The sequence below is a fragment of the Nitrospirillum pindoramense genome (assembly GCF_007827955.1).
Taxonomy (GTDB): Bacteria; Pseudomonadota; Alphaproteobacteria; order Azospirillales; family Azospirillaceae; genus Nitrospirillum; species Nitrospirillum amazonense_B.
Window position 1 is genome coordinate 245,524 of record NZ_VITR01000005.1, and the last position, 21,211, is coordinate 266,734.

Annotated in this window: 15 protein-coding genes; 10 read left to right on the plus strand and 5 right to left on the minus strand. The window is 66.8% G+C overall.

Annotated features, from left to right (window positions below; all coding sequences use genetic code 11):
• The first annotated feature begins 66 nt into the window (after window positions 1–66).
• Window positions 67–1,122, plus strand: coding sequence for a bile acid:sodium symporter family protein (locus FBZ90_RS10205; RefSeq protein WP_420872592.1), 1,056 nt, complete (start codon window positions 67–69; stop codon window positions 1,120–1,122).
• A 25-nt stretch (window positions 1,123–1,147) separates the two neighbouring features.
• Here FBZ90_RS10205 and FBZ90_RS10210 read toward each other — a convergent pair whose 3' ends face one another.
• The 4 genes from FBZ90_RS10210 to FBZ90_RS10225 all read right to left on the minus strand — a co-directional run bounded on the left by FBZ90_RS10210 (window position 1,148) and on the right by FBZ90_RS10225 (window position 8,822).
• On the minus strand, window positions 1,148–1,696 hold the full coding sequence (locus tag FBZ90_RS10210) for a hypothetical protein (protein WP_145731675.1): 549 nt from the start codon (window positions 1,694–1,696) through the stop codon (window positions 1,148–1,150).
• Window positions 1,697–1,810: 114 nt separating this feature from the next.
• Window positions 1,811–3,190 (minus strand): L-serine ammonia-lyase, encoded by a 1,380-nt coding sequence (locus tag FBZ90_RS10215; protein ID WP_145731677.1) that lies wholly within the window; start codon window positions 3,188–3,190, stop codon window positions 1,811–1,813.
• Between the two features lie 315 nt (window positions 3,191–3,505).
• Complete coding sequence (locus tag FBZ90_RS10220; protein ID WP_246130268.1) at window positions 3,506–5,668, minus strand: TonB-dependent receptor; 2,163 nt, start codon at window positions 5,666–5,668, stop codon at window positions 3,506–3,508.
• A gap of 268 nt (window positions 5,669–5,936) precedes the next feature.
• Window positions 5,937–8,822: a hybrid sensor histidine kinase/response regulator gene (locus FBZ90_RS10225; RefSeq protein WP_186455713.1), complete on the minus strand. Its 2,886-nt coding sequence runs from the start codon at window positions 8,820–8,822 to the stop codon at window positions 5,937–5,939.
• 240 nt (window positions 8,823–9,062) lie between these two features.
• On the opposite strand from FBZ90_RS10225, the gene FBZ90_RS10230 reads away from it, so the two are divergent.
• From FBZ90_RS10230 to FBZ90_RS10245, 4 genes are all read left to right on the plus strand, one after another.
• Window positions 9,063–10,034 (plus strand): phosphoribosylaminoimidazolesuccinocarboxamide synthase, encoded by a 972-nt coding sequence (locus tag FBZ90_RS10230; protein ID WP_145731681.1) that lies wholly within the window; start codon window positions 9,063–9,065, stop codon window positions 10,032–10,034.
• Between the two features lie 18 nt (window positions 10,035–10,052).
• Window positions 10,053–11,228 (plus strand): formate-dependent phosphoribosylglycinamide formyltransferase, encoded by a 1,176-nt coding sequence (purT, locus tag FBZ90_RS10235; protein WP_145731683.1) that lies wholly within the window; start codon window positions 10,053–10,055, stop codon window positions 11,226–11,228.
• Window positions 11,229–11,311: 83 nt separating this feature from the next.
• Window positions 11,312–11,725 carry an MbcA/ParS/Xre antitoxin family protein gene (locus FBZ90_RS10240; protein ID WP_145731685.1) on the plus strand — a complete coding sequence of 138 codons (414 nt, stop codon included), beginning with the start codon at window positions 11,312–11,314 and terminating at the stop codon, window positions 11,723–11,725.
• Window positions 11,719–12,432, plus strand: coding sequence for an RES family NAD+ phosphorylase (locus FBZ90_RS10245; protein WP_145731688.1), 714 nt, complete (start codon window positions 11,719–11,721; stop codon window positions 12,430–12,432). Before FBZ90_RS10240 ends, FBZ90_RS10245 begins: the two co-directional genes overlap by 7 nt.
• 63 nt (window positions 12,433–12,495) lie before the next feature.
• Here FBZ90_RS10245 and FBZ90_RS10250 read toward each other — a convergent pair whose 3' ends face one another.
• A complete protein-coding gene (locus FBZ90_RS10250; protein WP_145731689.1) occupies window positions 12,496–13,269 on the minus strand; it encodes a ferredoxin--NADP reductase in 774 nt (257 codons plus the stop codon).
• A gap of 319 nt (window positions 13,270–13,588) precedes the next feature.
• Between FBZ90_RS10250 and FBZ90_RS10255 the strand changes: the two genes are divergently transcribed.
• The 5 genes from FBZ90_RS10255 (at window position 13,589) to FBZ90_RS10275 (ending at window position 21,204) form a co-directional block, all read left to right on the plus strand.
• Window positions 13,589–15,001: a methyl-accepting chemotaxis protein gene (locus FBZ90_RS10255; protein ID WP_145731691.1), complete on the plus strand. Its 1,413-nt coding sequence runs from the start codon at window positions 13,589–13,591 to the stop codon at window positions 14,999–15,001.
• Window positions 15,002–15,190: 189 nt separating this feature from the next.
• A complete protein-coding gene (locus FBZ90_RS10260; RefSeq protein WP_145731693.1) occupies window positions 15,191–15,703 on the plus strand; it encodes an arsenate reductase ArsC in 513 nt (170 codons plus the stop codon).
• Between the two features lie 55 nt (window positions 15,704–15,758).
• Window positions 15,759–16,304 (plus strand): arsenate-mycothiol transferase ArsC, encoded by a 546-nt coding sequence (locus FBZ90_RS10265; RefSeq protein ID WP_186455714.1) that lies wholly within the window; start codon window positions 15,759–15,761, stop codon window positions 16,302–16,304.
• A gap of 476 nt (window positions 16,305–16,780) precedes the next feature.
• On the plus strand, window positions 16,781–18,037 hold the full coding sequence (locus FBZ90_RS10270; RefSeq protein WP_145731697.1) for an efflux RND transporter periplasmic adaptor subunit: 1,257 nt from the start codon (window positions 16,781–16,783) through the stop codon (window positions 18,035–18,037).
• A gap of 92 nt (window positions 18,038–18,129) precedes the next feature.
• Window positions 18,130–21,204: a multidrug efflux RND transporter permease subunit gene (locus FBZ90_RS10275; RefSeq protein ID WP_145731699.1), complete on the plus strand. Its 3,075-nt coding sequence runs from the start codon at window positions 18,130–18,132 to the stop codon at window positions 21,202–21,204.
• The last annotated feature ends 7 nt before the right edge of the window (window positions 21,205–21,211 follow it).

The window sequence follows — 21,211 nt, forward strand, 5'->3', positions numbered from 1 at the left end:
TATGATGGTGCGTCATCTTGTTCCGCCCCTTGCCCTCATCCCACCATCCGTCCAAGGTTGGCCGCCATGTCCGTTCCCGCCACAACCGCCCCCGCCCCGTCCATGCCGCCGTCCCACAAGTCCTCCACGGTCCTGCTGTGGCTGGCGCGCCTGAAGCCTGACACCTTCACCCTGCTGCTGGTGGGAACCGTGGCCTTGGCCTCCGTCCTGCCGGCCAAGGGCGGCATGATCGGCGTGGCCAACGGGGCGACGGACGTCGCCGTCTTCCTGCTGTTCTTCCTTTATGGCGCCCGGCTGTCGCGGGAGGCGGTGATCGGCGGGCTGACGCAGTGGCGGCTGCACCTGCTGGTGACCCTGTGCACCTTCGTGCTGTTCCCCCTGGTGGGGCTGGCGCTGAAGCCGCTGGTGAACCTGTATATCCTGACGCCGGATCTGTACCTGGGCGTGCTGTTCCTCTGCACCCTGCCCTCCACGGTGCAGTCGTCCATCGCCTTCACCTCCATCGCCGGCGGCAACGTGGCGGCGGCCATCTGCAGCGCCTCGGCCAGCAACCTGCTGGGCATGGTGGTGACGCCGGTGCTGGTGGGCCTGCTGCTCAGCAAAGCCGGGGCGGGCTTCTCGGCTGACGCCCTGACCTCCGTCTTCGTGCAGTTGCTCTTGCCCTTCGTGCTGGGCCAGTTGCTGCGCGGCCGCATCGGCGGCTGGGTGGCGCGCAACAAGAAGGTGCTGGGCCCCGTCGACCGCGCCAGCATCCTGCTGGTTGTCTACGGCGCCTTCAGCCACGCGGTGAACGAGGGCATCTGGCACCAGCTGGACGCGGCCAGCCTGCTGAAGGTGGTGCTGGTCGACGGCGCCCTGCTGGCCCTGATCCTGGTCATCACCACCCTGGTCAGCCGCCGCCTGCACCTGTCGCGCCCCGATGAGATCGCCGTGGTGTTCTGCGGATCGAAGAAGAGCCTGGTCAGCGGCATCCCCATGGCCAACGTGCTGTTCGCCGGCCACGCCGTGGGCATGATCGTCCTGCCCCTGATGCTGTTCCACCAGATCCAGCTGATGGTCTGCGCCGTCCTGGCCCGGCGCTACGCCGCCAGCCATCCTCCGGGGTATGTGGCGGCGGAGTAAATCCGGAAGACCACACTAGATATAATTAAGTATTGAAAACTATATAATCTGAAATAGCCAGCCTTAATGAATTGAGAGCCTGTTCAAAACCCGTCGTCACGATGTAATTCATTTCCCTCTGCCTTCTATAATACTCATCACCTCCGCCATTGAATAAATCTCTTTCTATGCTTTTAAAGCCTATAACTTTATCAGCCATACCTTTTATGTCGGTCAATATTTCATAAATGCCAGATTTTTTAGGGAATAAGAAAAATGCCTCCTGATGAGCCCGAAGAAATTTAGCACGAACAAGGTGTTGGTCGGGAGAATTTGACCAGCCTATAACTATTTCGTACAGATCGAATATAGATACAAATATAGAGAATCGCCTTTCATATAAATCTAGCCTCAATTTCTCCGACGATATTGTGACATCCCGCTCTGCATTCAATGCAGAGCGTCTGTTGAATGAAACATTCACAACAATGGCCACAAACGCCGTCAGAAATGTTATTGCTGTTGGAGCAAAGTCTTTCAAGAACTGATACCAGGTCGGGACTCTCTCTATTATAGTAGGCACATCACTTTGCATGATCACCTCTCAATATTTTCATATAAACGCAGGGAGCTTAATCAGCTCAGCTCTTAATAACATAAAGCGACTATCGGTTTAGGCAGGAAATCCACTGCCTAGAATTTTCCGTTTTCAACACTCCGGCAGGTTCACCGCCAGGCCACCCAGGGACGTTTCCTTGTACAGGTCCTTCATGTCGGCGCCGGTGCGCCGCATGGTTTCGATCACGCGGTCCAGGCTGACCTTGTGGGTGCCGTCGCCCATCAGGGCCAGGCGGGCGGCGTCGATGGCCTTGATGGCGCCCATGGCGTTGCGCTCGATGCAGGGGATCTGCACCAGGCCTTTGATGGGATCGCAAGTCAGGCCGAGGTTGTGCTCCATGCCGATCTCGGCCGCGTTCTCGATCTGGGCGTTGGTGCCGCCCATGGCGGCGGTCAAGCCGGCGGCGGCCATGGAGCAGGCCACGCCCACCTCGCCCTGGCAGCCGACCTCGGCCGCGGAGATGCTGGCGTTGCGCTTGTACAGGCCACCGATGGCGGCGGCGGTCAGCAGGAAGATGTGCAGGCGGCGGCGGTCGGGATCGTGGAAGCGCTCGTAATAGCGCAGCACCGCCGGGATGATGCCGGCCGCCCCGTTGGTGGGGGAGGTCACGACCTTGCCGCCGGCCGCGTTCTCCTCATTCACCGCCAGGGCCCACAGGTTCACCCAGTCCATGACCGACAGCGGGTCGCGCAGCATGCGTTCCTGCCGCTGCAGCAGTTGGGCGTGAATCTTGGCGGCGCGGCGCGGCACGTCCAGCCCGCCGGGCAGGATGCCGGTTTCGCGCATGCCGCGGTCGATACAGGCGTCCATGGTGGCCAAGATGCGGTCCAGACCCTGGTCGATCTCCGCATCCGTGCGGCCGGCGCGCTCATTCTCGCGCATCAGTTCGGCGATGGTCAGGCCACCCTTGGCCGCCATGTCCAGCAACTGGTCGGCGTTGGCGAAGTCGTAGGGCACGGCGGGGCCGGGATTGGCCGGGGCGTTGGCCCGGGCCTCATCCTCATCCAGCACGAAGCCGCCGCCGACGGAGTAATAGGTGCCGCGCGCCAGCTCGGCGCCGGTGGCGTCGAACACCACGAAGGTGATGGCATTGGGGTGGAAGGGCAGCTGGCTGCCGCCTTCCCAGCGGATGTCACGCTCGGCATCGAAGTCGATCTCGTGGCCTGCCCCGTTCAGCGGCAGGCGGCGACTGGTCAGCACGCGGGCGACCAGCGCGGCGCAGGCGTCGGGATCGGCGTCGGCCGGCATCTGGCCGGTCAGGCCGATGATGGCGGCGGTATCGGTGGCATGGCCCCGGCCAGTCAGGGCCAGGGAGCCATAAAGCTGCACCTCGACCCGCGCCACGGCGTCCAAGCGCCCGCCTTCGGCCAGCCGCCGCACGAAGCGGCAGGCGGCCGTCATCGGCCCCATGGTGTGCGAGCTGGAGGGGCCGACGCCCACCTTGAACAGTTCGAAGACGCTGATGCTCATGCCCGTTGCCCTATTCCCACGCGGCCGCGTCCCGCCGCGGCGGCGCACCGTTCAGGCGGCGAACCTCGCGGGCGGCCAACCGCCAGGCGCCTTGATACAGCGTTCCAGGGGCGCCCGCCACTGGCATCCGGGCGTCGAATATTTTGATGGTGTTTAAAATGAAGCGGGCCCGGGAGAACCATGCCCCCCGGGCCCACCATCAGGGATCAGGCAACACTTCGTCAAACCAGGAGTCCCAAGGCAGTGAGGGGGCCTTGGGAAACCGATCCAGGGGCCAGCGCCAGGGTCGGGGACGACCCCGGCGGCGGCCTTGGATCAGAACATCTTGGTCAGGCCGAAGTAGAAGCCGCGGCGCGGGCCATATTGCGGGGCGCCCACGCCGACCCCCGTTCCGTCGCGGATCTCGTACTTCTCATCGAACAGGTTGATGACGTCGAACCGCACGTCCATCAGCCCGACGGTGGGCAGGTTCAGGGTCTGCACCACGCCCAGGTTGACCTGGACATAGCCCGCCAGGGCGGCGCCGTTGGGCGTGGCCCCATCGGCGCGCAGGCCGGAACCGTAGATCAGGTCGGTGGTCAGCAGCGTCTTGTCGATGCGGTAGCTGGCGCCGGCCGAGGCGGTGAAGCGCTGGTCGTGATCCACCGGGATGAAGTGGTTGGAGATGTAATCCAGGTCATCCTGGCTGAAGCTGAACTGGCTGGAGACGATCTTCTTGCCCTCCGCCTTCGACACCGCGAAGTTGGCGTAGGACTGGAAGTTGTCGACGGCGTAGGTCAGCGACAGCTCGACACCCTTCTGGGTGCCTTCGTCATAGTTGAAGGGCGTCAGGATGATGGGGGCGCCGAACTGGCCCTCATCCAGCATGTTCTTGGACTTCTTGTAATAGCCGTCCAATCCCACGGTCAGCGCGTCGGTCAGCTTCTGTTCGATACCGACGTCGAAGTAATGGGCGCGCTCCGCCTTGGGCGCGTCGTTGACGCTGCTGGCGGCGGCGGCACTGGTGCCGGCGTACTTGGAGACGGCGGTGTTGGACACCAACTCGAACGGCGGCGGCGTGAAGTACCGGGAATAGCCCGCGTGCAGCGTGGTCTTCTGCGTCGGCTGCCACACCAGATTCACGCGCGGGCTGAACTGGCTTTCGCTGTCGAACTGCTGGAAGCTGTCGAACCGGCCACCGACATTCAGCGTCCAGTTGGGGGCGAACTTCCATTCGTCCTGGATGTAGACGCTTTCGCTGTAGCCGGTCTTGCCGAAATCATCGCGCACGGTGGTGGGCGTGCTGCCGATCTGGGCGCCGCTGTCATCCACCGGGAACACCTGCGACGTGGTCTTGCCGGAGGACCGTTCGACCTGCAGCAGCAGGCCGGCGCGCAGGGTGTGCTGATCGTTCACCACCCAGCTGCCGTCCGTCTGCCAGCCGCCCGCGATGGAGCGGCGGTAGGCTTCCTGCGAGATACCGTTGTACAGCAGGTCCGGCACCGGGTCGGGCTTGAACCACAGGCTGGAATAGCGGCCGTAAATCGAGGACTGCACCGTCACCGCGTCCAGCGCCTTCAGATAGGTGGCGGCGGCGTAATGGGTGATTTCCCGCTGGTCCTCGTCGATCTTCTCGCTGGGATAGTCGGTCTGGCCGTTGAAGCTGTAGCCCAGGCTGGGCGACTGGCCGGACCGGGTGGGAATCTGGAACTGCCCGCGTTCCGTCCCCGCCATCAGGCTGACCTGGGTGTCGGGGTCCAGGATGTCCTGGACGAAAACGAAACCGCGGCCGTTCTCGGTGCGGTCATGGTTGGGCTTGCCGCTGCCGTCGGGGGATTCGATGCCCACGCCGCTGGTCTTGAAATCGCCCGACGCGAAATAGTTCAGCGTGCCGGAAGAGCCCGAGATGTCGAAGCTGGTCTGCAGCGTGTTGTAGCTGCCGCCATAGACGCTGATGTCGCCGCCATTGTCGAAGGCGCCCGACTTGGTCTGGATGTCGATGATGCCGGCGGTGCGCAGGCCGTACTGCGCCGGCAGCGCGCCGGTCACCAGGCTGACGCTGTGCGCGAAGCGGGGGCTGAGCGTCTGGCCAAAGCCGCTGATGCCTTCCGGCAGGATGACGCCGTTGATGCGGTACTGAAGGTTGGCGTGCTCGCCCCGGATGTGCAGCTGGCCGAAGCTGTCCTGCGCCACGCCCGGCGCCTGCAGCATCACCTGGTTCAGGCCGTTGTTCAGGCCGCCCGGCTGCGCCTCCAGCGCGGCCTCGTCCAGCTTGTAGGAGGACGCGCCCAATTCGGGCTGAATGCTGTTGCGGGCATCCAGCAGGCGCTTGGCGGTGATGACGATTTCCGGAATGGGACCGCTGGCGGAATTGTTGCCGAGCTGGCCGCTGGCGCCCGCCGGCTCCGCCGCCGGATCATCGGCGGCAAGCGCCACCGTGCTGACCGAACCCAACAGAATGACGCCCAGGATCCCGGCGCGCCCCACCTTGAAAGCCATACCTTCCCACCTTTCCTGCAAGCCGCCCACTTTTAAGGACGACCCTTTTCCCTTCAAGCCGCCTCCGTTGACCCCAAGCCAGCCGTCACCACGGTCCGGACACGGGCGGCACGGACGTCGGCGACGGCTGGATAGGGTGGAGACAGGCCCCAACTGCTGGTTTTCGTTATGTTATAGTATAACGTAACATGTTTTTAACGCGGCGCAACATGGGCGTCAACGGGAAAGCGCGATGCGGCAAAAGACAGAAAGTCGCAGCGGCGGCGGATCAAAGCGCCGGGGTTTCCGGCCCGTCCGCCCGCCCCTGGGCCGGGAGCAAATCATCCAGGCGCCGCCAGTCGTCGGTCCCCACGGCGGCGATGGTGCCGGCGACCCGGCGGGCGCGGTCGACATCGCCAGCGGCGCAGGCACTGTCCAGGGTCCGGGCCAGCGCCTGCAGGCGGCCCAGCCCCGCGCTGCCGGCGGTGGAGATCAGGTTGTGCGCCTCGCGCTTCAGCGCCGCCACATCCCCAGCGCCCGCCTGGGCGGCGATGCGGTCCACGCGGGCCAGGCCGTTGGTCACCATCTCGCGGATCACGGTGCGGAAATGGTCCGGCGGCACCAGGGCCGACAGCCGGCCCAGCACAGCCGGATCGAAGATGGGGGCATCCCCTTGTGCGTCCTTGGGCGGTGGCTCCCCGGCCTTGACCTCCATCCCGTCACCCCGGGCACGGCCCAGCCAGAAGGCGACACGATCCAGCAACCGGTCATGGTCGAACGGCTTCACCAGATGGTCGTCCATGCCGGCGGCCAAATGGTCGTCGACGCGGTCCGACAGGCTGTGGGCGGTCAGCGCGATGACCGGAACATGGCGCCCCGTCCCGGCCTCCATCGCCCGCAGCCGGCGCGTGGCCTCCAGGCCGGTCAGTACGGGCATCTGCATATCCATCAACACGAGGTCGAACGTCTCGGCGGCGAGGATATCCAGCGCCTGCTGGCCATCCTCGGCCAGGTGCACGGTATAGCCGGCGCGGCGCAACAGCAGCAGGGCGACATGCTGGTTCACCGCGTCATCCTCCACCAGCAGGATACGGCCGCCCACCACGGATGCGGCGGGTGGCGGCACCGGAACCTCCGTGGTAGTTTGGGCCAGCGGCGCGACATCCTCCGCGGCCGCGGGTACCAGGGGTAGGGTGAACCAGAAGCGGCTGCCGGCCCCCTCGCGGCTGTCGACGCCGATCGTCCCCCCCATCAGATCCACCAAGTCCCGGCAGATGGCCAGGCCCAGTCCCGTACCACCATACCGGCGGGCGATGGTCTCGTCCGCCTGGGCATAGCGTTCGAACAGGCGGGCCGCCTGGGTGGGCGACAGACCCACGCCCGTATCAGTGACGGAGAACAGGAGGGGGGCGGCGCCGGCGACGGCGTCATCAGCACCGCCGCCCGCCACCGCGACGGCAATGGTGACACCGCCGCTGTCGGTGAAGCGCACGGCGTTGCTGACCAGGTTCAGCAGGATCTGGCGCAGGCGCGCCGGGTCGCCCCGGTAGGCCGGGGTCAGCGCCGGGTCCAGCGCCATGGTCAACGACAGGCCCTTTTGCTGGGCGCTGGGCAGCATCAAGCAGCGCACCCCGTCGACCAGTTCCTCCAGGCTGAAGGCCAAATCCTCCAGCACCAGCTTGCCCGCCTCGATCTTGGAGACGTCCAGGAGATCGTTGACGATGGTCAGCAACGACTGGCCGCTCTGCTGCAGGGTCCGCACCTGCGGGCGCACCTCCGCCGGCAGGGGGCCGGCCAGCAGCAGCTGGGCGATACCCAGGATGCCGTTCAGGGGCGTGCGCACCTCATGGCTCATGGCCGCCAGGAAATTCGACTTGGCCTCATCGGCGGCCTGGGCCGCGGCGCGGGCGCGGTCCCGCTCCGCCGCCAGCGCGGCCAGGGCGGCGGCCTGTCCCTCCAACCGGATCTGGTCGTCCATCAGCCGGATGTTGGCGGCGGCCAGGGCGGCCGTGCGCTCCTCCACCCGCCTTTCCAAGCGGACGTTGGTCTGCGCCAGTTCGCCCGCCTGCGCGCGGATGGTGGCGAAGGCCATGCGCAAGCTGCCGGCCAGGGACACGATTTCACGGTCCCCTGCCACGGCCGGCAAGGCATCCAGAGGGTCCTCCGACCCCTCCGCCTGGGGCAGCGGGTGCAGACGCAGCCGTTCCGCGGCAACCGTCAGGCGCTCGATGGGGGCCGCCAGGCGGCCGGCGGCGAACCAGCCGATCAGCAGGGCCAGCAGGGTGATGCCGCCGCCGGCGACGGCCACCAGGCGTTGCAACTGCTGCACCGGGGCCAGCGCCACGGCCGCCGGCTGGCGGGCGATAATCCACCAGCCCAGGCCCGGATAGTCGCGATAGCCCTGGCTCTGGCTGATGCCGATCAGGAAGTCGTCCGGCCCGCCATCGGGCCACTGGATCATGGGGCGGTCGCCCGCGTCACGGGCCACGGCCAGGTCGTGCCCCACGAAGGGTTCAGGCCCCAGCAGCACGGTTCCGCTCTGCGACAGCACCAGCACCTGGACGCCCGAGCGTTCGGCCGCCGCCCCCAGGACCGACTGCGTCACCTCGGTCGCCCAGCTCCAGCTGAGATGGGCGCCCAGCACGCCCTGCACGCCGCCATTCTCGTCATGCACGGCGGCGGCGACATCGACAAAGCGCAGGGGCTCCCCGTCCGGCGACCCCATCACCTTCTGCAACAGCTTGGCCTCATGCACATCGCCGGCGAAGGAGCCATGGTCGCGGGCGGCGGTGAACCAGGGGCGCTGCGACACATCCGCCCCCTGCAGCAGGCCGTCGGCGGAAACCATGACTCGGCCGTAGGGGTCGGCAAAGCCGATCCAGGCGTAAGAGGGGAAGGTCTGCTTCAGCCGGTCCAGCCACCGGCGCTGCCGGTCCTCGTCGGCCCCCACCTTGAACACGCTGGTCAGTGACGCCGCGACCTGCACATCGCGCCAGCGTTCGAACATGCCGCGGTCCAGCTTGTCCCCTGTCTGGAAGGCGATGTCCGCCATCTGGCGGGCGATGTCGGTGCGCACCCGGCGGGCCGCCAGGCCGCCGATGACCAGCGTCGCCGCCAGCGTGGCCACGGCCACCAGGATACCGAAGGTCAGGGCGAGGCGGAGACGGAGCGGCATCAACCGGGCATTGGCTGGTCCAGGGGCCGTCACCATAACCCGGCGAGCCCTCCGGATATAGAGATCCGGGGGGAGGTGTCGGGCCACGGGGCACAACGTCCTGACCAGGCGGCGATGGGTAGGCCCCCCGCCCTCCGCGCAGTGGTCAAACGGACGCGACCGCACTAGGATCGCGCGCGATTCCAACCCCGCGCCCCGATCCGACAATGACGGGGCGCGCCGCAACCCCTCAGGTGCCCGGTGGACCTCACCCCTTCCGATCTCGCCCCCGCCAACGTCCTCGACGACGCCACCATCCCGGAACTGCCCAGGCATTACCGGGGCAAGGTGCGCGACAACTATGATCTGGCCGACGGGCGGCGCATCATCATCGCGTCCGATCGCCTCAGCGCCTTCGACCGCATCCTGACGGCGGTGCCGCACAAGGGGGCCGTGCTGACCCAGACGGCGCGCTATTGGTTCGAGGCCACCCGCGACCTGTGCCCCAACCACGTCATCGACTATCCCGATCCCAACGTGGTGGTGGCCAAGCGCCTGGACATCCTGCCGGTCGAGGTGGTGGTGCGCGACTACCTGGCCGGCACCACCAGCACCTCCATCCTGTCCATGTACAAGAAGGGGGAGCGCACGATGTACGGCGTGACCCTGCCGGACGGGCTGCGCCCCAATCAGAAACTGCCCCAGACCATCATCACCCCCACGACCAAGGCCTTCGACGGCGGCCATGACGAGCCCCTGTCGCCGGCCGAGATCGTGGAGCGCAAGCTGCTGACCGCCGCCCAGTGGGACGAGCTGTCGGCCAAGGCGCTGGCCCTGTTCGCCCGCGGCCGCGAACTGGCGGCCCGGCGCGGCCTGATCCTCGTGGACACGAAGTATGAGTTCGGCCTGGACGAAGCCGGCAACATCATCCTGGCCGACGAGATCCACACGCCGGACAGCAGCCGCTACTGGTTCGCCGAAACCTACCCCGCCAAGTTCGAGGCGGGGGAGCGGCCGGAGAGCTTCGACAAGGATTTCGTGCGCAGCTGGGTGGTGGCGCGCTGCGACCCCTATACCGACGATGTGCCGGAGATCCCGGGCGACGTGGTGCTGCAGGCGGCGGCCATCTACATCCAGGCCTATGAGATGATCACGGGCGAGACCTATGTGCCCGCCCGCGACCCGGACGGGGTTCTGGCCCGCATCCGCCGCAACCTTTCCCAATATTTCTAAGCCGGGACCGCCATCATCATGACCGCGACCGCCAAAATCCTGCTGCTGGGCTCGGGCGAACTGGGCCGGGAATTCGTCATCTCCGCCAAGCGCTACGGCGCCCATGTCGTGGCCTGCGACGCCTATGCCGGCGCGCCGGCCATGCAGGTGGCCGACGAGTTCGAAGTGTTCTCCATGCTGGACGGGGAGGCGCTGAAGGCAGCCATCCTGCGCCACAAGCCGGACTATATCGTGCCGGAGGTGGAGGCCATCCGCACCGAGGTGCTGCAGGAGATGGAGGCCGCCGGCCACACCGTGGTCCCCAGCGCCCGCGCCACCTACATGACCATGAACCGCGACCGCATCCGTGAGGTCGCGGCCACGGAGCTGGGCCTGCGCACCTCGCGCTACCGCTACGCCGAAAGCCTGGAAGAGGTGCAGGCGGCGGCGGCGCATACCGGCCTGCCCTGCGTGATCAAGCCGGTGATGTCCTCCTCCGGCAAGGGGCAGAGCACGGTGCGCACGGCGGAGGAACTGGAAGCCGCCTGGACCTACGCCGTGGCCAACATGCGCGGCGACCGCCGCAAGGTGATCGTCGAGGAGTTCATCGCCTTCGACTATGAGATCACGCTGCTGACCGTGCGCACGCGCGACGGCGTGGTGTTCTGCGAGCCCATCGGCCACCGGCAGGAGCGCGGCGACTACCAGGAATCCTGGCAGCCCGTGCCCATGGACGCCCAAGCGCTGGAAACCGCCCGCGACATGGCGCGCAAGGTGGTGGACAATCTGGGCGGCTATGGCCTGTTCGGGGTGGAGTTCTTCGTGGCCGGCGACGACGTCGTGTTCAGCGAGCTGTCGCCCCGCCCGCACGACACCGGCATGGTGACGCTGATGTCGCAGAACCTGTCGGAGTTCGACCTGCACGCCCGCGCCATCCTGGGCCTGCCCATCCCGCGCATCACCCTGCGCGGGCCCACGGCCAGCGCCGTCATCCTGGCCAGCCAGGACTCCAGCCATTTCGGCGTGGAAGGCCTGGCCGACGCCCTGGCGCTGGGCACGGCCGAGCATGACGTGGAGGTGCGCATCTTCAACAAGCCCACCACCCGGCCCTATCGCCGCATGGGCGTGGCCCTGGCCGAAGGCGCCACCGCCGACGAGGCGCGGGCGCTGGCTAAGCGGGCGGCCGACACGGTGTGGCTGAGCTACCGCGACTGAAGAAACGGGCTCGAGGGACTGGCGCTTGTGCCAATTGGCAGTCAGGACTATATTGACTGCCAATTGGCATGAAGGAGATCGCCATGGCCCAGGCCCTGCCGGCCAGTGCGCCCGATACCGCAATCCCCGGCGCCGTCACCCAGGCGGAGGGGGCAGCCATGCTGCGGGCCGTCTTCAACCTGTTCCGCCTGTGGGGGGTGGATGACGGCCAGGCCCGCGTGCTGTTGGGCCAGCCCAGCCCCTCCACCTTCTATCGCTGGAAACGGGGTGACATCGGCAGCCTGCCGCCCGACCTGCTGTGGCGCCTGGGCGACCTGATGGGCATCCATAAGGCCCTGCGCTATCTGTTCATGGAGCCGGAGCGCGCCTATGCCTGGGTGGCCAAGCCCAACGCCGCCTTCAACGGCCAATCGGCGCTGCAGCGCATGCTGGCCGGCGCGCCGGCGGACCTGACCGCCGTTCGCAATTATCTGGACGCGGAGCGCGGCGGGTGGTGACGGCGGCCCTGCCCCCCACCACCGCCCTGGATTGGCGTCCAGCCTACCGCATCGTCCGCACCATCTACCCGCCCGTCTGGCTGTTCGAGGACATCGCCGACCCGGCGGACTGGGACCTGATCGCCAGCGCGGAGGCCAAGACCAATCCGCGCGTCCGGGATGAGGTGGGCGACCTGTCGCTGGTGCCCCGGGACCGCCGCCTGTCGGGCCCTGGCGCCAGCCTGGCCATGGGCGCCTTCACCCACACCTCCACCGACCGGCCCAGCCGCTTTTCCGACGGCGCCTTTGGCGTATGGTATTGTGGGGACCGGTTCGAGGTGGCGCTGATGGAAACCGTCCATCACTACGGCCGCTTCATGCGCATGACGAACGAGCCGGCCGCCGATGCCCAGTTCCGCGAGCTGACGGGCCGGGTGGCCGGCACCTTCCATGATGTGCGCGGCGAGGCCTTCCGGGACTGCCTGGCGCCGGACGACTGGTCGGCGGGCCAGGCGCTGGGCAAGCGGCTGAAGGCCCAAGGCAGCGACGGCGTGCTGTACCCCAGCGTGCGCTGGCCCCAGGGCCTGGCCGCGGCCCTTTATTACCCCGACCTGATCACCCCGCCCATCCTGCAGGCCCGCACCTTGCGCTATCACTGGGATGGCCGGGCCGTGACCCGCTACATCGTCATCGGCGAGGATGAGTGGCGGGCGATGCCGGAGCCCTGAAAAGCAACGACCGCGCCCCGGGTGGGAGCGCGGCCGTGAAGCATACCGACGGGGATCGCTGGATCAGCGCTCCACGAAGGCCTTTTCGATGACGTAGTGGCCAGGCTCGTTGGAGCTGCCTTCGCGCATGCCGGCTTCCTCGCACAGGTCCTGCAGGTCCTTCAGCACGCCGGGGCCACCGCAGATCATGACGCGGTCCTGGGCCGGATCGAACGGCTTCTCGCCGATGTCGGCGAAGAACTTGCCGTTTTTGATCAGGTCGGTCAGGCGGCCTTCGGTGCGGAAGGGTTCCCGCGTCACCGTGGGGTAGTAGACCAGCTTGTCGCGCAGCATCTCGCCAATGAACTCGTCATTCGGCAGGTGCTTGGTGATGTCGTCGTAATAGGCCAGCTCGGCCACGCGGCGCACGGTGTGGGTGACCACCACCTTCTCGAAGCGCTCGTAGACGTCTGGGTCCTTCATCAGGCTCATGAACGGGGCGAGGCCCGTGCCGGAGCCCAGCATGTACAGGGTGCGGCCGGGCAGCAGATTGTCCAGCAGCAGGGTGCCGGTGGCCTTGCGGCCGTACAGCACCTCATCCCCCTCCTGGATGTGTTGCAGGCGGGAGGTCAGCGGACCGTTCGGCACCTTGATGCTGAAGAATTCCAGATGCTCTTCATAGTTGGTGCTGGCCATGGAATAGGCGCGCATCAGCGGACGGCCGTCCACCTGCAGGCCCACCATGGTGAATTCGCCGTTGCGAAAGCGGAAGGACGGGTCGCGGGTCAGCCGGAAGCTGAACAGGTTGTCCGTCCAATGATGGACATGCGTGACCTTGCCGGACAGAAACGCGCTCATCCTCGCTATACCCTCTTCCTGACTCAACGGAAACATCGCTTCAAGCCGGGGAGAATGGCGGTTCTCCGCCCTTCCGCAAATGCGAAAATACACTGCCCTGGATCGCTGCGACTGCATATCTGGTCGAATGGCGCGGTATTACAAGGCGATTCTGGAAAAATATCTCTTTCCCCACCACATTGTGTGATCAACCAAAGGATGAGAGTAATTTCCGTTAAATTGCCTATCCTTTCGGGCCACCTCCTTCGTTTGGGGGCTGTTTGCTTTTTGTTTACGGACTGGTGCGCAGAATGACCGCCTTGATCCGTGGGGAGAGGACATGGCCGTGGATACCCTTCACTTCACCCAGGCGCGCGTGGACGCGGGCCCGCTGATCGCCGATATCGCGACGGAAGTCGGCCGGTTGAGTGTGGACATCGCCGACGTTGTCGGCAGCATCCATCAGGTGGAAAAGGCGATTGATAGCCAAACCAACGAGTTGGCGGGCATTCAGGCGGCATCACGCGACATCGTCAGCAGCAACCGTAGCATCGCCGGCATGGCGCAGGCGACGCAGGGGGTCGCCGCCGGCGCACGGCGGGATGTCGACGCCTCGACGGAGGAAATCCGCCAATCGCTGGCCGCCATCGGCGACCTGGTCACGGCGGTGAACGCCAGCGCCGATGAGTTGAGCGGCCTGGAAAAGGCCATGAGCCGGGTGGCCCGCGTCTCCAGCGACATCAACCGCATCGCCGCGCAGACCAACCTGCTGGCCCTGAACGCCACCATCGAGGCCGCCCGCGCGGGCGAGGCCGGTCGCGGCTTCTCCGTCGTCGCCACCGAGGTGAAGGCGCTGGCCCGCCAGACGGCGGACGCCACGGCGGAGATCGACGCCACCCTGAAGGCCCTGACCGACCAGGTGCGGCGCCTGACCGCCCGCATGGCGACAGGCTCGGAACAGGCGGAGCGTGTGGGCCGCAGTACCGCCACCATCGGCCGCGCGGTGGAAACGGTGGGCGCCGCCGTCGCCCAGGTGGAGGAGAACGCCACCGCCATCGCCGGTGCCACCGGCGACATCGCCGAGCGCGCCGGCGGCTTCCAGGAGACAGTGGACGCCCTGCACCGCGACGCGGAACTGTCCAGCAAGGCGCTGAAGGAGGGAACCACCCACCTGGACCGCACCCTGAGCCGGGCGGAAGCCATCATGATGCTGACCGCCACCTCCGGCTACGCGACCGAGGATACGCCCTTCATCGACAAGGCACGCGAGGTCGCGACGAAGATTTCCGAGCGCATGGAGCAGGCCCTGGCAAACGGCGAACTGACCCTGGACGACCTGTTCGACAAAGACCTGAAGCCCATCGCGGGGACCAACCCGCAGCAGTACATGACCCGTTACATCCCCTTCCTGGACAAGGCGGTGACGCCGCTGCACGATCCCGTCATGTCCATGGACCCACGCATGATCTTCTGCGCGCCCACGGACCATAACCGCCTGATCCCCTGCCACAATCCGGAATTCAGCAAGCCCCATGGCCCCGATCCGGTATGGAACGCCACCTATGGGCGCAACCGCCGTATCTACCCCGACAAGAGCGCCGCGGCGGCCAGCAGCAACACGGCCCCCTTCCTGCTGCAGACCTATCGCCGCGACATGGGTGGCGGTGTCTATGCCCTGATGAAGGACGCCTCCGCCCCCATCTGGGTGCGCGGCCGCCTGTGGGGGGGACTGCGGGTCTGTTACCGCGCTTGATTGAGGCGATCTCGTCCCTTTTCGTCGGGCTGCAACACCAGCGTCACAAGACTGGCATACGCTGGGGTTAGCATCCGGTTAAATGTGCCGCCCCAGGGGGCGGGCGGCACAGGGCCGCGGTTCCTGACCCTGGGGCGATGGGGGCCCCCGGCGCGGGAAAGCCGTTGGCCAGAGGGGGAATGAAGCGACATGGCGACAGTCTATCGGGTTCTGTTTTTGTGCCAGTTCAACTCCGCCCGCAGCATCATGGCCGAGGCGCTCATGCGTCATTGGGGCGGTGATCGGTTCGTGGTGTTCAGCGCCGGCTCGGACCCGCTGCCGGAATGCAATCCCATCGCCCTGGACCTGTTGACCAAGGCCCGCATTTCCACCGACGGCCTGCACCCCAAGTCCTGGAACCAGTTCGCCGGCCCGGATGTGGCGCCCATGGACTTCATCTTCCACACCTGTGACGCCAGCGCCGGCGCCACGGCACCCGCCTGGCCGGGCCATCCGATGATCGCCCACTGGGGGTTCCCGGACCCGCAGGGCTTCAAGGGGTCGGAGGTTGAACAGCGCGCCCTGTTCAACCTGCTGTTCGGCATGATCGAGCGGCGGGTGCGCATCTTCTGTTCCCTGCCGGAACAGCGCCTGGCCCGGCTGACGGCCGAGACGCTGGCCGCGATGCATAATAGTGAGGAAGGCTGGGCCGCGGCGGGCTGATTCCCGCCCGGCCAAGCCGCAACCCCTGGATCCGATGATGCCGCCTGACAGCCCGATGCGGGATGAACCCGCGCCCGAGCCAAGCCGCGCCGGCACGGAACGCCGCCTGAGCGTCCTGTTCGTAGGCCGGGTGAACGCCGGCCGCAGCCTGATGGCGGAGGCGCTGCTGCGCCATCATGCCGGCCACCGTTTCGACGCCCACAGCGCCGGCCTGACCCCCGTCGACCGTATGAACCCCTTCGTCCTGGACCGCCTGCGGGCGGAGGGCGTGGCCACCGACGACCTAAGCCCCAAGCCGCTGGACATATATATGGCGCCCGAGGCGCCGCCGGTGGACATCGTCATCACCGTCAGCGAACTGGCGGCCACCGGCATGGCCGGCGCTTGGCCGGGCCAGCCGGTGACCGCCCATTGGGCCCTGCCGGATCCCGATCCCAGCCTGGACCCCGGCGTCGCCGCCGATCCCGAGGCGGTGGTGGACGCGGTTTTCCAAGACCTGCGTCGGCGTATCGACCTGCTGGCCATCCTGCCGTCCCATTGCCTGCTGGCGCTCAGCCACTGGAACGAGGAATCCGACGAAAGCCTGCGGAGCGCGGGCTGACGGTTGTTCAGCGCGGGCTGGATAATTGGATCGCGGCGGGACAAAAGCCCACGGCAGGCCGGATCATTCGGCCAGCCGGAGCAATCCTTGCATTTTTTCCGGATTCCATAAAAAGCACCCGGCCGGTTGTGACACCGCTCACTGGCAGTATCCACAGCGCTGCCCATAGTCCGCGCAATAATGAGGGCCCATGGGATCGGAAGGATCGGGTGCGGGGGCATCGGATCGCCGGGGACAGGCCATCGTTTACGAAAGCGCACCGCTGCCGGCTGTCGCCGCCCGCCCCTGGGTTTACGGGGTTTGGTGGTCTGGAAGGACCTTAAAGGAATGGTCCTTCGCATCCGGCGGCCGACCATCGCCCGGGCCACCCGCGGCGACGTGTTGACGCGTGCGGCTTCGACACCGACACCAACGCCCAGCCGGCGGCAGCATGCCCGCCGGCGACGGGAATATTTGCGCCGAGCGAGACCGAGACCATGGAATCCCAATCGACCGTGACCACCGTGCCGAAACCGGACGCGCCGCTGACCGGCCTGTCCCGCCCGGAATACCGGGGCCAGGGCGGGCAGCAGCGGCCGCCGCGCATCGCCCTGTTCATGATCCTGACGGTGATTGTCCTGGCCATCATCGGCGGCCTGTTCGTGTACTTTGACCGCAGCGTCAAGCCCGCGATGATCGGCCAAATCCTGAAAAAGATGACGCCGCCGCCGCCGCCGGTCGCCACCGCCTTGGCCAAGGCGGAGGATGTGCCGCAGTTGCTGCCCGCCGTTGGCACGCTGCAAGCCGTCCACCAGGTCACCGTGACGCCCGAGGTGGGTGGGTCGGTGACCAAGATCCTGTTCCAGTCGGGCGCCACGGTGGCCGCCGGCACGCCCCTGCTGCAGCTGAACGACAAGCCGCAGCAGGGCGACCTGGCCAACTACAAGGCCCAGGCCAAGGTGGCGGAGCTGGACCTCGCCCGCTATCGTGCCCTGGTGGCCAAGCAGGCGACCTCGCAGCAGACGGTGGACCAGCAGGTGGCCGTGCTGGACCAGGCCAACGCCAACATCGCCAAGACCAACGCCCTGATCGCCCAGTTGCTGGTGCGGGCGCCGTTCGACGGCGTGCTGGGCGTGCGTCAAGTGGACGTGGGCCAGTACGTCAAGGCCGGCGACGCCGTCGTCACCTTGACCGACCTGGATGAGCTGTACGCCAACTTCACCCTGGCGGAGGGCGAGCGCGGCCGCGTGGCGGTGGGCCAGACGGTGCGCGTCACCGTGGACGCCTACCCCGGCCGCGTGTTCCAGGGCACCCTCACCGCCATCGACCCGCAGATCAGCAGCGACACGCGCACCGTGAAGCTGCAGGCCACCATCCCCAACAAGGACCACGCCCTGCAGCCCGGCATGTTCGGCAACGTCACCGTCGTGTTGCCGGTCACGCCCAACCAGGTCACCCTGCCGGAAACGGCGGTGGACTATTCACTGTACGGCAACAGCGTCTATGTGGTCCGCCCCACGGTGGACAAGGACGGCAAGCCGGTGAACGGCGAGGATGGCAAGCCAGCCCTGCACGTCGACCGCGTCTTCGTGAAGACCGGCGACCGCGCCGACGGCAAGGTCGTGGTGCTGAGCGGTGTCAAGCCGGGCGACCGCGTCGTGGCCGTGGGCCAGAACAAGCTGCAGAACGGCGCCCCGGTGACCCTGTCGGACCAGGGGGCCCCGCCGGCCCCGGCCGAGACGCCGCGCCCCTGATACCCCGCCCCTGACACACCGCCGTTGACCTGTAAATCGGGACCGGCCGCGCCCCAACTGACGCGCGGCCGGTTCCAGGGGACACCCCGACCATGAAATTCACCGATCTTTTCATCAAACGGCCGGTGCTGGCCCTGGTGGTCAGCCTGCTGATCCTGCTGGTGGGTCTGCGGTCGATGTCGACCCTGCCCATCCGGCAGTATCCCAAGCTGTCGTCCACCACCATCGCCATCACCACCGTCTATCCAGGCGCCACGGCCGACCTGATGCAGGGGTTCATCACCACCCCCATCGAGCAGGCGGTGGCCAGCGCCGACGGCATCGACTACATGACCAGCAGTTCCGTGCAGGGACAGAGCACGGTCACGGTCTACGTCAAGCTGAACTACGACCCCAGCCAGGCCATGACCGACGTCATCGCCAAGGTGCAGCAGGTCAAGTACCTGATCCCGAAAGAGGCGAACGACCCGGTCATCACCAAGTCCACGGGCGACACCACGGCGGTGATGTACCTGAGCTTCGCGTCCAAGGAACTGCAGGGCTCCGCCATCTCCGACTACCTCACCCGCGTGGTGCAGCCACTGATCGCCACGGTCGATGGCGTCGCGTCGGCCGACATCCTGGGCGGCCAGACCTTCGCCATGCGCCTGTGGCTGGACCCCAACCGCATGGCGGCGCGCGGCGTTTCCGCCGACGACGTGGCCAACGCCCTGCGCAACAACAACGTGCAGTCGGCGCCGGGCCAGGTGAAGGGCCTGTTCACCGTGTCCAACGTCACCGCCGACACCGACCTGACCAGCGTGGAGGATTTCCGCCGCATGGTGGTGAAGGCCTCGGGCGGGGCCGTGGTGCGGCTGGAGGACGTGGCCTCCATCTCGCTGGGCGCGCAGAACACCAACAGCGCCGTCATGTTCAGCGGCCTGAACGCCGTATTCATCGGCGTGCAGGTGACGCCGACGGGCAACCCGCTGCAGATGGTGCAGAACGTGCGCGAGAAGATCCTGCCGGAGATTCAGCGCAACCTGCCGCCCGCCATCGAGATGAAAGTGGCCTATGACGCCACCAACTTCATCAACGCCTCGATCAGCGAGGTGGAACACACGCTGATCGAGGCCATCGGCATCGTCATCGTCATCATCTTCCTGTTCTTAGGCTCGTTGCGGTCGGTGCTGATCCCCGTGGTCACCATCCCGCTGTCGCTGATCGGCGCCTTCAGCCTGATGCTGGCGGCGGGGTTCAGCCTGAACCTGCTGACCCTGCTGGCCATGGTGCTGGCCATCGGCCTGGTGGTGGACGACGCCATCGTGGTGGTGGAGAACGTTTACCGCCACCTCGAGGAGGGCAAGACACCGGTGCAGGCGGCCCTGGTCGGCGCCCGCGAGATCGCGGGTCCCGTCATCGCCATGACCATCACCCTGGCGGCGGTCTATGCCCCCATCGGCCTGCTGGGCGGCGTCACCGGCGCCCTGTTCCGCGAATTCGCCTTCACCCTGGCGGGGGCCGTGATCATTTCCGGCGTGGTGGCGCTGACCCTGTCGCCCATGATGGCGTCGGTGCTGCTGCCCAAGGGCGGCGACCACACCGCCTTCTCACGCTTCGTCGACCGCGCCTTCAACGGGCTGGCCAACTTCTACGAACGCCGCCTGACCCGGGCGCTGGACTATCGCCCCGTCATCCTGCTGTTCGCCGTGGTCGTGCTGGCCAGCATCCCCTACCTCTACCTGCACGGCCGGTCGGAACTGGCCCCGGAAGAGGACCAGGGCATCCTGTTCAGCATGTTCAAGGGCCCGCAATACGCCAACATCGACTATACCCAGCACTACGCCCAGCAGCTGGACGCCGCCGGCGGCACCCTGCCCGAGGGGCGGGAACGCTTCCTGATCAGCGGCACCTCCGGCACCAGCCAGGGCATCGCCGGCGTGCTGCTGAAACCGTGGGGGGAGCGTGACCGGCCCATCCAGGAATCGCTGGCGGCGCTGCAAGCGGCCTTCAACCAGGTGCCGGGCGAAAAGGCCCTGGTGTTCAACCTGCCGCCCCTGCCCGGCACCACCGGCGGCCTGCCGGTGCAGATGGTGCTGAACGGCACCCAGGGCTTCCCCGCCATCTATGAGGCGATGGAGAAGATCAAGGCCGCCGCCGTCGCCAGCCACAAGTTCCTGGTGGTGGACAGCGACCTTGACTACAACACGCCGGTGGTGCGCATCCACATCGACCGGGCCAAGGCCAACGAGATGGGCGTCACCATGGCCAGCATCGGCGACACCCTGGCCCTGATGGTGGGTGAGAACTACGTCAACCGCTTCAACCTGCAGGGCCGGTCGTACGAAGTCATCCCCCAGGTGCCGCGCATCGACCGCCTGACGCCGGACAAGCTGACGCGCTTCTACGTCACCTCCGTCACCGGCGACCAGGTGCCGCTGTCCACCTTCCTGCGCCTGGAAGAGGGCACGGACCCCAACGCCCTGACCCACTACAACCAGATGAACTCCGCCACCTTCCAGGCCGTGCCCATGCCGGGCGTGTCCATGGGCGAGGCGGTCGCCTTCCTGGAAGACCAGGTGAAGCAGCTGCCGGCGGGCTTCAGCCACAGCTACCTCAGCCAAACCCGCCAGTTCGTGGAGGAAGGCAACCAGCTGGCCATGACCTTCGGCTTCGCGCTGATCGTCATCTTCCTCGTGCTGGCCGCGCAGTTCGAAAGCCTGCGCGACCCGCTGGTCATCCTGGTCAGCGTGCCCATGTCCATCTGCGGCGCCCTGATCCCGCTGTTCATCGGCATCACCTCGATCAACATCTATACCCAGGTGGGTCTGGTGACGCTGATCGGCCTGATCTCCAAGCACGGCATCCTGCTGGTGGAATTCGCCAACGAGATGCAGGTGAAGGAAGGACTGGCCCGGCGGGAGGCCATCCTGCACGCCGCCCGCGTGCGCCTGCGTCCCATCCTGATGACCACCGCCGCCATGGTGGTGGGCCTGCTGCCCCTGCTGATCGCGTCCGGCGCCGGAGCGGCCAGCCGCTTCTCCATCGGCCTGGTGGTGGTGACCGGCATGTCCATCGGCACGCTGTTCACCCTGTTCGTCCTGCCGGCGGTCTACACCCTGCTGGCCAAGGACCACAAGGCGGCCGCCAGCTCACGGCGCCTGCAGGAGATCGCCGAGGTCGCCTGACAGGGCG

What these genes read in the sequence shown, in the direction of transcription:
- FBZ90_RS10205 (WP_420872592.1), top strand. Translation starts at nt 67, where the DNA reads ATGTCCGTTCCCGCCACAACCGCCCCCGCCCCGTCCATGCCGCCGTCC.
- FBZ90_RS10225 (WP_186455713.1), bottom strand. Translation starts at nt 8,822, where the DNA reads ATGCCGCTCCGTCTCCGCCTCGCCCTGACCTTCGGTATCCTGGTGGCC.
- FBZ90_RS10220 (WP_246130268.1), bottom strand. Translation starts at nt 5,668, where the DNA reads ATGGCTTTCAAGGTGGGGCGCGCCGGGATCCTGGGCGTCATTCTGTTG.
- FBZ90_RS10270 (WP_145731697.1), top strand. Translation starts at nt 16,781, where the DNA reads ATGGAATCCCAATCGACCGTGACCACCGTGCCGAAACCGGACGCGCCG.
- FBZ90_RS10275 (WP_145731699.1), top strand. Translation starts at nt 18,130, where the DNA reads ATGAAATTCACCGATCTTTTCATCAAACGGCCGGTGCTGGCCCTGGTG.
- FBZ90_RS10250 (WP_145731689.1), bottom strand. Translation starts at nt 13,269, where the DNA reads ATGAGCGCGTTTCTGTCCGGCAAGGTCACGCATGTCCATCATTGGACG.
- FBZ90_RS10260 (WP_145731693.1), top strand. Translation starts at nt 15,191, where the DNA reads ATGGCGACAGTCTATCGGGTTCTGTTTTTGTGCCAGTTCAACTCCGCC.
- FBZ90_RS10215 (WP_145731677.1), bottom strand. Translation starts at nt 3,190, where the DNA reads ATGAGCATCAGCGTCTTCGAACTGTTCAAGGTGGGCGTCGGCCCCTCC.
- FBZ90_RS10265 (WP_186455714.1), top strand. Translation starts at nt 15,759, where the DNA reads ATGCGGGATGAACCCGCGCCCGAGCCAAGCCGCGCCGGCACGGAACGC.
- FBZ90_RS10255 (WP_145731691.1), top strand. Translation starts at nt 13,589, where the DNA reads ATGGCCGTGGATACCCTTCACTTCACCCAGGCGCGCGTGGACGCGGGC.
- FBZ90_RS10210 (WP_145731675.1), bottom strand. Translation starts at nt 1,696, where the DNA reads ATGCAAAGTGATGTGCCTACTATAATAGAGAGAGTCCCGACCTGGTAT.
- FBZ90_RS10240 (WP_145731685.1), top strand. Translation starts at nt 11,312, where the DNA reads ATGGCCCAGGCCCTGCCGGCCAGTGCGCCCGATACCGCAATCCCCGGC.
- purT (WP_145731683.1), top strand. Translation starts at nt 10,053, where the DNA reads ATGACCGCGACCGCCAAAATCCTGCTGCTGGGCTCGGGCGAACTGGGC.